Origin of the sequence: Pseudoselenomonas caprae, assembly GCF_008271345.1 — a bacterium.
Classification (GTDB): domain Bacteria; phylum Bacillota; class Negativicutes; order Selenomonadales; family Selenomonadaceae; genus Selenomonas_A; species Selenomonas_A caprae.
In genome coordinates, this window is the sequence record NZ_VTOZ01000010.1 from 1 (window position 1) to 14,233 (window position 14,233).

Genomic DNA, 14,233 nt, shown 5'->3' on the forward strand with positions numbered 1-14,233 from the left:
ACCAAAAGCCCCGCTGATTTTTTTCATAAATCAGCGGGGCTGCTTATTCCACAAATTCTTCGCTCATTTGCCACTCAGCAGGGAATTGATATACTGCTGGGCGATGCGCCCTGATACGCCACTATGCGACATCTCCCATTTGACCGCACCGGCCTTGAGCTCCTCGTCGCTCAACGTAATCTCTGGATGGCGGCGGGCCAATACCCGGATGATATCGTAATACTCCTGACGGCTCGGGCTGAAGAAGCCTATAGACAGGCCGAAGCGCGCCGACAACGACAGCTTCTCCTGCACCGTATCGGTCTGATGCATATCGGGATCCACCGAATCGGGGCGGTCGTTCCACGTCTCACGGATCAGGTGGCGGCGGTTGCTCGTCGCATAGATCAGCACATTGTCAGGCTTGACCTCGAGGCCGCCCTCGATGACCGCCTTGAGATATTTATACTCGATCTCGAACTCCTCAAAGGACAGATCATCCATATAAATGATGAATTTATAGTTGCGGTTCTTGATCTGCGCGATGATGCGCTGCAGATACTTGAACTCATGCTTGTAGACCTCGATCATGCGCAGGCCTTGATCGTAATACTGGTTGAGGATAGCCTTGATGCTGGTGGACTTGCCCGTACCGGCATCGCCATAGAGCAGGACGTTGTTGGCCTTGCGGCCGGCCACGAAGGCCTCGGTATTATCCTGCAGCCGCTTTTTCTGGCTCTCATAGCCCACGAGATCGTCAAGCCGCATATCGCCGGTCGTCGTAATCGATTCGAGCAGCCGACCCGTGACCTCGATATCCGGCGATACGCGAAACGCCTTATTGAGCCCGAACATGCCCACGCCATAGCGCTCATAGAACGAGGTGACGATCTGGTACATATCGAAACTATCCTCAGCCCGCTCGATAGCCGCGCTGAGCTCCCGCACCTTTTCGCTGACGCTCTTGTTGTAGATCTGCTCCTTCTTCTCTACCGCCCGATAATCCTCGATGACACTGAAGCAGCTAAGCCCCAGTGCCTGCTCCAACGGGCCGAAATCATAGGTAAGCAGCTGGCGGAACACCTCAAAATCGCTACGGGCGAATTTCTGCACGCTGCCATCGCTGGCCCCCTTCTTCTCACAGACCAGCGTGAAAGGCGTCTCTGTCGTCGCCAGCAGGAAGGCCAGATAATTATGCCAGAGATTGCCATCAAACCCGTAGCGCGTTGCCACATCGAGAAGACGCGAAATCTCATCCAAGACTTCGCCCGACAGCTCCTCCGCGTCATAGCTGCCACTCTGGAACCGGCGGCAAATGTCCGCGAGCCGGAACAAGATACTGTCCTTATCAATCTTGCGGTAGATGATGAGTTTTGCGGTCAATCGGTACATACCCTCGCTCCTTTATCCTTAGTTGTAAATCATTTCTTCTAGTGTAGCACAAATGTCCAATATTTTCATCTTCATTTTGCTGCTCCGTCACCTTGACAGTAGCCGCGCATCGGTGCTATAGTAGGCATAGTATGTAAACCGTTGAAGCGAGGATAACGTCCGTCACGCTTGCACAGAGAGTCCGGGGAGCTGGGAGCCGGATGAAAAACGAGCGGGCAAATGGGTCGCAGAGGGCGCACCGAACGGCATGAGCTCAGTAGGCTGCGACGTCTGGCACGCGTAAGTTGCCAGGAGCATGGTTGTGCTCCATCAAGCGCATGGCAATGTTGCCATGAATCAGGGTGGCACCGCGAAAGATTTCGTCCCTGGCAGTATTGACTGTCGGGGACTTTTTAGTGCTCCGGCGCAAGAAGAGGAGTGTATCTATATGGAACAGACACAGGAAACCAAGAAAATCATCCTATCAGGCATCCAGCCGACGGGCGAATTCACGCTCGGCAACTACCTCGGCGCTGTCCGCAACTGGGGCAAGATGCAGGAAGAATACCAGTGCTACTACTTCATCGCCGACCTGCACTCGCTGACCGTCCATATCGATCCGGCCAAGCGCCGCCAGCAGACGCTGCAGGCATTCGCGCTGCTGCTGGCCTGCGGCATCGATCCGGACAAGAGCCTCGTCTTTGTCCAGAGCCACAACAAATGCCACGCAGAGATGGGCTGGCTCATGAACTGCGTCTCCCAGTTCGGCGAACTGTCACGCATGACGCAGTTCAAAGACAAGTCCTCCAAACACCCCGACAACATCAATGCGGGTCTCTTCACCTACCCGGCCCTGATGGCTGGCGACATCCTGCTCTACCAGGCTGACTATGTACCAGTCGGTGCCGACCAGACCCAGCACCTCGAATTCACGCGCGACATCGCCACGCGCTTCAACCACACCTATGGCGAAATCTTCAAACTGCCCGAGGGCTACTTCCCGAAAGCAGGCGCACGCGTCATGAGCCTGCAGGACCCGACGAGCAAGATGAGCAAATCCGATACCAATCCGAAGGCTACCATCTCGATTCTCGACGATGAAAAAACCATCCTCAAGAAATTCAAGAGCGCCGTCACCGACAGCGAAGCAAAAGTCTGCTTCCGCGAAGACAAGCCAGGCGTCAGCAACCTCATGACCATCTACTCGGCCATCACGGGCAAGACCATGGACGAAATCGAAGCCGAATTCGACGGCAAGGGCTATGGCGACTTCAAAGCCGTCGTCGGCCAGTGCGTAGCCGATGAGCTCAAACCCATCCGCGAAAAATACGCAGAACTCATGAACGACCGCCCCTACCTCGAAGAAAAAATGCGCGAAGGTGCCGAACGCGCCACCTACATCGCCCGCAAGACACTGACCAAAGCCAAGAAACGCGTCGGTCTGCTGCTCGAAAAATAAATAGCCTCAAAAACATTCATCCACACAGGAGGATATATCTATGAATAAACTCGGTTTTATCGGCATGGGCAATATGGCGCAGGCGCTGGCTGAAGGTTTTATCAAGGCAGGGGCTATCGATAAAGCGAAGGTCTTTGCTTTTGCACCGAATCAGGAGAAGCTGCAGAAGAACAGCGAGCGCATCGGCTTTACGCCGTGCGCGACGCTGGCTGACCTTGCTGCCGCAGCTGATACGCTCGTCATGGCCTGCAAGCCGTATCAGATCGAATCCGTACTTGCCGATCTCGGCAATAAGCTCGATGGCAAGGCGCTGATTTCGATTGCTGCCGGCTGGGATTACGCCAAATATCAGCAGCATCTAAAGACCGCAACACGCCTGCAGTTCGTCATGCCGAATACCCCGGCAATGGTCGGCGAGGGGGTGCTGCTGTTTGAGGAGACAAATTCGCTGAACACCGAAGAACGGGCTGAAATCATGAAGCTTTTCGCTGCCGTCGGGCTTGTCCAGGAACTGCCAAGCTCGCTTATGGGCATTGGCGGCACGGTCACGGGCTGCGGCCCGGCTTTCGTCGACCTCATGATCGAGGCCTATGGCGATGCTGCGGTAAAATACGGCATGAAACGCGCCGACGCCTATCGGCTGATTTCCCAGATGATTCTCGGCTCGGCTAAATTACAGCTCTCCACCGGTGAGCACCCGGGCGTACTCAAGGATAACGTCTGCTCCCCAGCCGGCACTACCATCCGCGGCGTCACGGCACTGGAAGAAAACGGCTTCCGCAATGCCTGTGTAAAATCTGTTGAGGCCATCATGGAACGATAAACACTCTTCTTATTGATTTGTTACGAAATAGCTATATTGACGAATAGATATGATGATGCTACTATGAATATAGTATTTAGATATGGACATATGTTGGCCATAGAAAAAGCCCTTGGGAGTGATGACCCCAAGGGCTTTTTCAGGGTGACGATACCTTATTTTTAGAGCAAAATACAGAAATTTTGAGCGTAAGACACCAGACGGTCTGAAAATCGTCTTTGGTTCTTGCGTTCTTTGATTTTTTAAGCAGCGTTATCCACAGGGATTAAGTGCCGGTTAAGCTTTTCTGCCTGTATTTTGTAATGCAGCTTTTGAATATTATAAGCCATAGCCAGCAGTATCGTTTCCACAAGGACATTTTTATTGCCACGGGTTAGGAATCGGCAAAAACTCATCCTACCGTGGCCCAGGTAACGAATTCGGAATCCGTGCCGTACTGTATGTTATAGGCAGGTTTTAGCTGGCCGTTTTTCATGGCATCTTCTTTCATCCGCATGAAGGTGGCGTCTGTGTCTGTTTTTGCAAAGCAATCGGAATCATAATACACAAACCATATGGTTCATCTCTCAACAACTCCCATTATAGCGGAGCGTCATAAGCCTGGCTGTAACATTCGCTACACGATTAAAAGTCTCCACGACTTCTTTCGCTTTTATAGCTTAGAATCCTAAAAATTCAACCAGGCTTCCTTCTTTAATCTTTTCTGGTGCTAATAACGTCAACTCAGCTATATATTTCTCATTTTTACCTTCCCACACCTGATATTTTTCTCGTTCTGCCTTTAAAGCCTCATCAACACTATCTACCGTCAAGATTTTACATATACTCTCATCCATCTGATTATTAATAACTGACTTTAACTTCTCTCCTGTCCGCCTATGATAATGAGAACCGTCAATCCAGTTATCCTCTCTATCTAAAGTCAACGGACTGCACCAAGCAAAATCATATACCGGATGCATACGCGCCACTTCTCGTTTTATTTTTTCATAATCATCTGACACACCACATATGTTCTGCATTGCCTGCAAGTCAACAGCGATAGGATTAAAGAAGAGAATAACTTCCACACCATTAGCCCTAGCCTCAGATAGTATATCCTGCAAACAAGTTAAAGCCGCTGGATCAAATGAAAAATCTGTATAAGTTTTGTAAAAACTATGGAGATAATCGTAATATCCATTATTCTCCACTTTAGTAGAATCACCACGCTGAACACAGTAACCACGTACAAAAACAGGCGAATCTTCTTTATGGTTACAACTTGCCTTTACCGTCGGCTTCAATTGTTCCCACATTCCCATATTAACGGTAAATGCCTCATCTACAGCCTTTAGCCCGCCTCTTTCCAAATTCTGCAATCTCTCAACCGAAAAACCCTCCCGTTTCTCTGTCATAGAGCTTTTCGAAAACTGAAATAAATCCAACCCAATATATACCTTTTGCGGCAAATGCTGACTATAGGCATAATGTAAATAAGCCTTCATATCCGGTAAGGACAAGCTGCTAGCTCCTAGGTTGTAAGCATTCTCTTCTGCATACCAGCCCACATATACCCTGCTAGTACCTATGTAAATATTATCCGGCTTGTATCTCCTCAATTCAAACGGCTTATAAACATCCAAAAAAACACTTTGTTTTTCCTTATAATTATTTAACCCTGCATAAACAGGCGTTCCCCACATACCAATGGGATCAATGATATATAATGCTGCAAACAGCCCTATCAAGATAAATATTACTACACCGATAATACTAGTACACCAAGTCTTGTATCCCATATTGACTTCTCCCTAAAACTGAAAATATAAAAACTCGCTATACTGACTGAAATGCAGCAAGGCCCACAATAATAAGCCTGCCACTAGACACCACCATCTTTTATTAGGCTGAAATCTTGTTAGTAACTGCTGCGGATTTGGCATAAAGGCTAACAACAATGACATTACTAGTAAATATTTAAATACAGTTCTAGATTTTTCTGCTATATGCCAACCACCTGCATCAGTGCTAAACATAGCAGTAACAATCAGCCATCCCTGAGCTAACGTTTCTGCCCTGAAAAACACCCAGCAAATAACAACACATATAAATGTCAATCCCCAACACAAAAGGTTCGGCAAAGATATCCCAGCTCGCCTCCAAATATGATTAACCATTAAAAAGAATCCATGTAATGCGCCCCACAATATAAAAGTCCAACCGGCACCGTGCCAAAAACCAATGAGCACCATAGATACAAAGAGATTCCGCATTTTCTTAAGTTCACCTTGACGATTTCCGCCTAAGGGAATATACAGATAATTTTTGACCCAACTCCCCAATGTCATATGCCATCGCCGCCAGAAATCTATAATAGAATGAGCCTTATAAGGCGAATTGAAATTGGCAGGAAAATGCAAGTTAAACATCAAACCTAAACCAATAGCCATTTCACTATAACCAGAAAAATCAAAATAAAGCTGATACGTATAGGCTATAGCTCCCACCCAGGCTTCAATAAAACCTACACTATCAGCATTACTAAATACTGCCGCTACCCAAGGGCTCAATTTGTCCGCTAGACAAACCTTTTTAAAAAGCCCCATAGAAAATAACGCTATCCCTAACGCTAGATTGCGGTAGTTCAAAACATAATTTCGCAAGCGAAAAAACTGCGGCATCATATCACGATAATTAATAATCGGCCCAGCGATAAGATGGGGAAAGATCGTAACAAAGAGCATATATGCGCTCAACGTCCCCCCCTCACGTCTCTTAGTCTCGCCACGATGTACATCAATCAAATACGCAGTTTGTGTAAAAGTAAAAAACGATATCCCCAAGGGCAGAATAATCTGCGGAACATCATAAGCAAAACCACCAACAGTATTATATATTTCTATAAAAAAACCAGCGTACTTATAATACCCTAAAAGGGCTATATTACCGCTAATTCCCAACGCTAGTAAAGCCTTGCCATACGCACCTCTTTGGAGCAACTTCCCAAACGCATAATTCCAACCAATAGATGAAAGTAACAATGGCACATAATCTATATCCCAATAACCATAAAAACACACCGAAGCAAATACCAGCCACCACCGAGCCAACTTTACCAAGTGTCTCTTACCTAAATAAAAATAAGTCAAGAACACCACTGGCAAGTAAAGTAAAATAAATATCCAGGAGTTAAACAACAAACTATCATCACCTCACAATTAATTTTTCACACTTTCCAAATCGTATTTTCCTGCAATATAATATTCTATAAATTCCAGCCACCTCACTGAGTATTATCTATTTCATTTCTTTCGTTGCCAGAACAATATAATAAAATCAATAATGTCAACACACCTTTTGTAAACAACAACGTTGTCATAAATGATGAAACAAGATAAAACGCAACATAAAAAGCGCCGCACAAAGTCAAAGCTTCATCTACCTTACCGACAATTACATTCATAAACAACATTAATATTCCAAAAAGTACTGGATAGCCAATCATCCAACAGCTACCAAAATTTGCAACCGCATCGCCTATCAACCCACTATTCATATCCGAGTGCGTCCCCTCTGATACCCAAGCTATAGTTTGCTCTAAGTTCACATTTGCATATGGAGACTCATATCCTATCAAATGAAATATACTCCTACGAAAAAAATCCGGAGGATTCGATGTAAAAAAATTGTAATAAAATTTATAAATAAGATTTTCTTCAAACATCAATCTACGAATACCAAAGCCTGCTACCCCAGCAGTATAATGATATTCATATTCAATGTACGAAAAAACAGGTATCAACATAAAAAAAAAAGTAACAGTATCGTATAATCGATTTTTTGTTTTTTATAAACAAACGAAAAAATAATAAATAAGCAAGGAAAGAACAAAGCCGATTTACTAGCATCAACCCCAAAATTTAACAACGCCATAAAAGCAAACCACAAACACATTGGATATTTCTCTCTTAAGTATCCATATGCCATCATAAATGGATTTATCAACAACGAATTAGAATATACATATTTTACAATATTCGGGATATCATACATTCCAGCTTCAGCTCTTAGCTCATAAATATTTGCCATAACATAATTCAAATTCATCCTGAAGCCACCATAATATCCGGAAACATATATCGTAACAAAACTAGATATCAATGCAATAGCATATATTATTTTCTTAGATAACTTCCACCCATCTAAATCAATAACAAACATATTATTACAAAATACGCAACTGTTTTCATTAAGTATGCTGATAACAAATATCAAATACCAAAATACCGTTCCTAGGAATATATATGAATTTTCGAACCAACCATATTTTATACATATAGTATATGGAATAAACGCTAAAAAGTATAAACATGCAATTATTTTTGAACTAAACATTCTTCGTTTGTACAACAAACAGTATACAAACAATGAAGGAATAAACACTAGCCATGACCATAGATTATACGGACACCCCATCCACCACCTATGAGTAGCCATAGGGATATTCCCCGGCCAGCATATTGATATATATATGTAATCCACCAATAATCTAAATACAATAAGCAGCAAACATATCGCAGCATATTTTTTATACATACAATTCACGTAAAGTCTCTTCATATAAAATCACCAATTGCACTTTTATACCATATATACCTGCGATATCATAACAATTTACTCTCTACATCTAATTCTTTTATCGCATCTCGATACGATATAAATTCATATTTATTACGCTTACAATACTCAATAGTTTTCATGTACCAACATTTGAGATCTGGAGCAAAAACATCATCAAACTGGTAGTCGTGGAAAAGTATAGTCAAGTACTTTATACCCATAGCATCTGCTTCATCAATAATTTTATATGTTTTTTCCATTCCATCTTCTAATCCACCTTCTTCACATACATATACATCCATAATATGCAGTGGAAACTCCCACATATCCCCAATCTTATAGGGATTTTTCAATTCTATATTTTCCTTATTAAACCAGGTCGAATCAAACAAATATCCAGCTCGATTCATTTTATAAAATGTTTCATCATCAAACCTCACATAATGATTACGAACACCAAATAAAGTCATACCTGTTACTTCTTTAAATGCGTCATGTTCATCACATATTTTATCTTGAGACATATATTCTATGCCATGCACGCCAACATCAAATCCATTGTTAACAACCTTAACTATATATTCTGCTGCCGTTTGGCGTGAATAAGACATTCCTAAGCCATTTGACATACCAAAGAAAAATGTAGACGGGATCTTATTCTGATGATCATACATCATAACTTCTTCAATTCTATTCATCCTTTTGTAAAAAAGCATAGACATCCTACGAAAACATGTTTTCCAAGAAATCCTTCCCATGATTTTTCCCAACATACTTCTTAGAAACATTTTCTCTAAAATTAAATCTTTGAATATATGCTCAGTTACATTTATATGATCAACATCATGAGATATTATAATCTTCACATCAATCGTTCCTTAATCACATCAACTATATATTTCATATCTGAATCCTTCAGCCAGGCACTCATTGGCAAACTGATGACATGTTCTGCCACATATTCGGCATTAGGAATCTCACCGACATGACTCATGTTCGCAAAAATTGGTTGTTTATTAAGTGGAATAGGATAGTGAACTGCCGTGGGAATGCCCTTTTCCTTTAGTTTCGCCTGCAGTTCATCTCGATTCTCCACCACAATGGTATACTGTGCATATACACAGGTGTTGCCATCCTTGATTTGTGGCGTTTTCACTCCCGGAATATCCCTCAGCAGGCTCGTATAGCGCTTGCCGATGGCTTCTCGGCGCTTGATTTCTTCGTCGAAATTAGTCATTTTCGCCAGCAGAACAGCCGCCTGCATAGTATCCAGGCGGCTGTTCAACCCCATACGAATATGGTGATAGCGTCTGTCCTGACCATGACGGTGAATTTGATCCATTGCTTTGGCGAGATTTTCATCATTGGTAAAAATAGCTCCACCATCCCCGTAGCAGCCAAGTGGCTTAGTCGGGAAGAAGCTCGTGCAACCAATGGTGCTGAGGTTACACGAATGCTTCCCTTTATAAGTAGCACCAAAGCTCTGAGCACCATCCTCAATGACTGCCAGATTATACTTATCTGCAATAGCATTGATTTCATCAAAGTCCGCACACTGGCCATAGAGACTGACCGGAATGATTGCCTTTGTCTTCGCGGTAATGGCTTCCTCGATTTTTTTCGGGTCAATATTGTAGGATACTGGATCAATGTCCACAAATACGGGTGTTGCCCCCACCTGAGCAATGACCTCTCCTGTAGCAATATAAGTGAAAGCCGTGGTAATGACTTCATCTCCCAGCCCAATATTCAGTGCCATCAAGGCAATTTGCAGTGCATCCGTACCACTGGCACAGGTAATGCAGTATTTAGCTCCAGTATAGGCCGCGAGTTTTTCTTCTAGCTCCTTGACTTCCGGGCCAAGAATGAATTTCCCCGAAGCCAACACATCCGAAAGTCTCTTATCAAGTTCATCTTTGATGGAAGCCTGCTGCGCCGCCATATCTACAAAGGGAATCATCTTTTGCACCTCTTATTTCTCATTCAATTTGACATGCACACCACAACGATCACAGTGAAGTTCTTTGGCACTTGCATCCACAATGGTATCGCCGCAAGCACACATGTAACCTTTGATTCTGGCCGGATTGCCATAGACCATGGCATAATCCGGCACATCCTTGGTTACGGTAGAACCAGCTCCAACGAACGCATTTCTCCCCAAAGTCGTGCCGCAAACAATGGTAGCATTAGCACCAATGCTGGCTCCACGTTTTACAATGGTATCCGCATAATCTTTTGAAGTATTGCGGGGATATTCACAACGCGGTGTACGCACATTGGTAAAAACCATCGAAGGGCCGCAGAAGACATAATCTTCCAGCTGCACGCCCTCATAGACGCTGACATTATTCTGGATTTTTACTTTGTTGCCGATTTTCACATCATTGGCCACAAAGACATTTTGGCCTAAGTTGCATCCTTCGCCAATTTCCGCACCGCCCATTACATGAGAAAAATGCCAGATATGTGTCCCCTTGCCAATCTTAGCGCCATTATCTACTACCGCCGTTTCATGAGCGAAATATTCTTTTTCCTGTGCCATAATTATCTCCTCACTTACCAAATCTACCCATAAAATCTGTGGAAGCCACATCAGTCAGCGGCAACTTTACCGGCTGTCCTGTAGCAGCAGATTTATAGATAGCTAGAATCATCTCCACCGCATTGCGGCCAGCTTCTGCATCTACATAGGGAGCGCGGTTATTCTGGATGGCCTCCACCATATCCGCGAACAGGCTGGTATGACCGTTGCCATAGACATTGCTAGTCACTTCTTCCAGTCCCTTATTGGCCTTATCTGCTTCCGTTTCATCAGCAAAATCCCATACATCAATATTATTGGTAGATTTGCCACCGAGTTTTACTGTACCCGTTTCGCCAAAGAGATAGAGCGTTTCTTCCAGATTCTGTGGGTAGACATTCGTTGTACCTTCGATGGTTCCGATAGCCCCATTCTTGAAGGTAACAACCGCCATGCCCAAATCCTCACATTCCAGATAATCATGGAACTGTTGACGAGTCTGAGCATAGATAGTATCTACTTCGCCGCCAAGCATCCAGCGAAACAGGTCAATGCCATGAATACACTGATTCATCAAAGCACCGCCATCCTGTGCCCAGGTACCACGCCATTTGGCCTGGTCGTAATAGCCATGATTACGGTTCCAACGAACATGGATAGAGCCATGAGACAGCTTGCCAAAACGTCCCCCTTCCACAGCCTGCCGCATTTTCTGCACCGCCACATTGAAGCGATTCTGATGGGAGGCTGCCACCTTGACATTCTTTTCCTTGCTGCGACGGACAATTTCATCCGCATCAGCCATGCTCATGGCCATGGGCTTTTCGATGATCACATGGATACTGTTATCGATGCAGTACAATGCAATCTCCGCATGCTTGCCAGATTCCGTGGCAATGCTGACAAAGTCCGGCTTGACTGCCGCAAGCATTTCCTTGTAATCCGTAAAGCGGGCAATGCTGCTATCCTGTGCCAGTTCATGTTTCGCTAACAGCTCTTCCATCTTCTCCGGCACAATGTCGCAAACTGCCACAATATCCAGTTTATTATTCACAGCCGCCTTTATATGATTGGTAGCTATACGGCCACAACCGATTAGTGCATACTTCATTTATTTCTCCCCCTGTACGTTTTCCATTGCTTCAACAATTTTTAGCGCCGCATGACCATCACCGAAAGGCTGGTAGCTTTCATCTATTTCTTGCGGTATCGCAATTTTTTCTAAAATATCCTCTGCCACAGGCTTAGCCAGTACATTGCGATTCCCCACCATGGTTTCCGGCCAAACCACAAAATTCAGCAAGGTCACACACTTCTTCTTGGCAAAAAATGCCTCTCTCTGCAAACCGCCGGAATCCGTAACCACCAGCTGGGCATTTTTTACCAGGCAGGCACTTTCCAAATATCCTACTGGCTGAGCTAACAGAATATTATTCAGCTTCATTTCTTCCTGCAAACGCAAAGCCCGGTCATGGTTACGAGGATGAACAGGATATATCACCGGATAATCCAGCTGTTCCATAGCCTTGAAAATCTCACGCAAATCCTCGTCACGGTTGGTATTTTCCTCACGATGACAAGTCAGATATACAAACCTGTCCGGCACAGTTGCCGTACTGCCATCCAACAGTTGCAGGGTGAGGTCCCCTAACTGCTTGTGACCGCTGTATTCAAGGAAAGCATCATACATGGGGTCACCAACCAAATCAGCTCTGTCAGCCAGCCCTTCAAGCTTCATCTCTTCCATGCCACTAGCGGTACTGGCCAACAGCAAAGCCGAAACATGGTCCGTACAGATACGATTGATTTCCTCAGGATTCGTGCGGCTATGGGTGCGGGTGCCCGCCTCCACATGACAGATGGGAATATGAAGCTTGGCCGCTGCCAATGCTGCCGCAATTGTTGAATTTGTATCACCATAAAGCAACAGCCAATCCGGCTGTTCCTTAGTCAGCACCTTCTCAATTTCTATCAACATCCGCCCCGTCATTTCCCCATGACTGCCACCACTGACGCCTAAGTTATAGTCAGGAGCAGGGATATCCAGCTCGTCAAAGAATTGCTGGCTCATATTGTAGTCAAAATGCTGTCCTGTATGCACCAGCACCTCTTGATGCCGTCCCCGCAACACGTGAGACACTACTGCCGCTTTTATAAACTGAGGTCTTGCCCCCACTACTGTTAAAATTTTCACGCTATCGCCCCTTATTATGTAAATAAACACCTTATTGATTTTCGTTACATAAGCGTTACAATTAAAGCAAACAACTGCAAGGAGGTCTTATCATGGAAAAAACGGCCGCTCCATGCCTGCAAAAGAATTCTTTGCCAACAAGTTAAAATAAACCATTTCCCGCCAGCTATGGCGGGATTTTTTATAAAAAGTTATATAATGCCAACAATTTCTTTTCCTCGTTAGCCCAATTATATTTTTCCAGCACTGCTTTTCTGCCATTTCGGCCTAATTGCTGACTTCTTTCTGGATTATTCAAAAGCTCAATACATGCCTTTCGAACAGCGTCTACATCGGTAGGATTTACGCAAATGCCACAATTATTTTCTTCAACAATCTTTTTCCACAATGGAAAGTCCGATGCCACCATAGGAAGTCCCGCGGCCATAAACTCAAACAACTTGATTGGCTGAGCTTCAAAGTGATTTTTTGCAGGCTGATAAATTACGAATCCTGCCCTTGAACGGCCATAAAGTTCATTGACCTCTTGCCTGCTTATTCGCCCTACGTATTTTGTTCTCGGAGGAGGGGACACGTTTTCACTATCTCCGGCCAAAATGAGCAAACCATCTACCTCTTGCATAGCTTCCGTCATTATCCTTTCCCCGCGCATTTCACTGATTCCGCCAGCGTAACAGATAATAGACTCCCGCTCAGCAAAAGACTTTTCGTGGAATTTTATATCATCTAAGCAAGGATAGTTATTAACCGTAACCACCTTTTGACATCGCCCTTGAAATTGTTCTGCGATATGTGGCGTTGCCGCCACCACGGCATCAAATTTTCCTACGGCATAAGTTTCATACATTTTATATAGTTTAGAGATCACAAAGCGAAGCGATCTTGGCAGCCATTCCTTGTCCATTATCTGAGCTGGCACATCTTCGTGACTATCAAAGATAACCTTTTTCCCAGCTTTTTTCAACTTTACACCATAGGGAAGGAGTTCTGGATCATGAATATGGTAAACGTCACATGCCAATTCCTTAGCTTTTAAATATACATTTTTCGAAAAACTGGTCATTCTCTCAAATCTATTATTCGAATATCCACAACCAATAATTTCCACATTACTTATATCGTTTTTTTCACCTATAGCAACAATATATGTTTTATATCCAGCACTTGCTAAGGATCTACATTCTTTTATGTAAATCCTATCATCCAGCTGCCTATGTGCACTTGTCATATGACATACTTTACAAATTTCTCTCATTCTGTCCCCCTAGTCACTCGAAGCTA

General features: G+C 44.3%; 13 protein-coding genes. 2 read left to right on the forward strand and 11 right to left on the reverse strand.

Translation table 11 applies throughout. The features are described 5' to 3' along the window. Positions 1–63: 63 nt before the first annotated feature. Complete coding sequence (locus FZ041_RS06045) at positions 64–1,371, reverse strand: ATP-binding protein (protein WP_149188919.1); 1,308 nt, start codon at positions 1,369–1,371, stop codon at positions 64–66. 427 nt (positions 1,372–1,798) lie between these two features. On the opposite strand from FZ041_RS06045, the gene trpS reads away from it, so the two are divergent. Then, entirely contained in the window at positions 1,799–2,809 is a 1,011-nt protein-coding gene (gene trpS, locus FZ041_RS06050) for a tryptophan--tRNA ligase (protein WP_149188920.1), read from the forward strand. Positions 2,810–2,849: 40 nt separating this feature from the next. Then, a complete protein-coding gene (gene proC / locus FZ041_RS06055) occupies positions 2,850–3,632 on the forward strand; it encodes a pyrroline-5-carboxylate reductase (RefSeq protein WP_149188921.1) in 783 nt (260 codons plus the stop codon). A 659-nt stretch (positions 3,633–4,291) separates the two neighbouring features. Here proC and FZ041_RS06060 read toward each other — a convergent pair. The 10 genes from FZ041_RS06060 to FZ041_RS06105 all read right to left on the reverse strand — a co-directional run bounded on the left by FZ041_RS06060 (position 4,292) and on the right by FZ041_RS06105 (position 14,207). After that, on the reverse strand, positions 4,292–5,413 hold the full coding sequence (locus FZ041_RS06060; protein WP_149188922.1) for a hypothetical protein: 1,122 nt from the start codon (positions 5,411–5,413) through the stop codon (positions 4,292–4,294). 12 nt (positions 5,414–5,425) lie between these two features. Further along, entirely contained in the window at positions 5,426–6,814 is a 1,389-nt protein-coding gene (locus FZ041_RS06065; RefSeq protein ID WP_149188923.1) for an MBOAT family O-acyltransferase, read from the reverse strand. Between the two features lie 83 nt (positions 6,815–6,897). Next, complete coding sequence (locus tag FZ041_RS06070) at positions 6,898–7,251, reverse strand: hypothetical protein (RefSeq protein WP_149188924.1); 354 nt, start codon at positions 7,249–7,251, stop codon at positions 6,898–6,900. 161 nt (positions 7,252–7,412) lie between these two features. Next, positions 7,413–7,721, reverse strand: coding sequence for a hypothetical protein (locus FZ041_RS06075; RefSeq protein WP_149188925.1), 309 nt, complete (start codon positions 7,719–7,721; stop codon positions 7,413–7,415). A 557-nt stretch (positions 7,722–8,278) separates the two neighbouring features. Further along, positions 8,279–9,100: a polysaccharide deacetylase family protein gene (locus tag FZ041_RS06080; protein WP_149188926.1), complete on the reverse strand. Its 822-nt coding sequence runs from the start codon at positions 9,098–9,100 to the stop codon at positions 8,279–8,281. Then, positions 9,097–10,194, reverse strand: coding sequence for a DegT/DnrJ/EryC1/StrS family aminotransferase (locus FZ041_RS06085; RefSeq protein WP_187626323.1), 1,098 nt, complete (start codon positions 10,192–10,194; stop codon positions 9,097–9,099). Before FZ041_RS06085 ends, FZ041_RS06080 begins: the two co-directional genes overlap by 4 nt. A gap of 12 nt (positions 10,195–10,206) precedes the next feature. Next, positions 10,207–10,779, reverse strand: a complete 573-nt coding sequence (locus FZ041_RS06090; protein WP_149188927.1) for an acyltransferase — start codon at positions 10,777–10,779, stop codon at positions 10,207–10,209. 10 nt (positions 10,780–10,789) lie between these two features. Next, positions 10,790–11,869: a Gfo/Idh/MocA family protein gene (locus FZ041_RS06095; RefSeq protein ID WP_149188928.1), complete on the reverse strand. Its 1,080-nt coding sequence runs from the start codon at positions 11,867–11,869 to the stop codon at positions 10,790–10,792. After that, a complete protein-coding gene (wecB, locus tag FZ041_RS06100) occupies positions 11,870–12,952 on the reverse strand; it encodes a non-hydrolyzing UDP-N-acetylglucosamine 2-epimerase (protein WP_149188929.1) in 1,083 nt (360 codons plus the stop codon). 181 nt (positions 12,953–13,133) lie between these two features. Next, positions 13,134–14,207 (reverse strand): glycosyltransferase family 4 protein, encoded by a 1,074-nt coding sequence (locus FZ041_RS06105; protein WP_149188930.1) that lies wholly within the window; start codon positions 14,205–14,207, stop codon positions 13,134–13,136. Between the last annotated feature and the right edge of the window lie 26 nt (positions 14,208–14,233).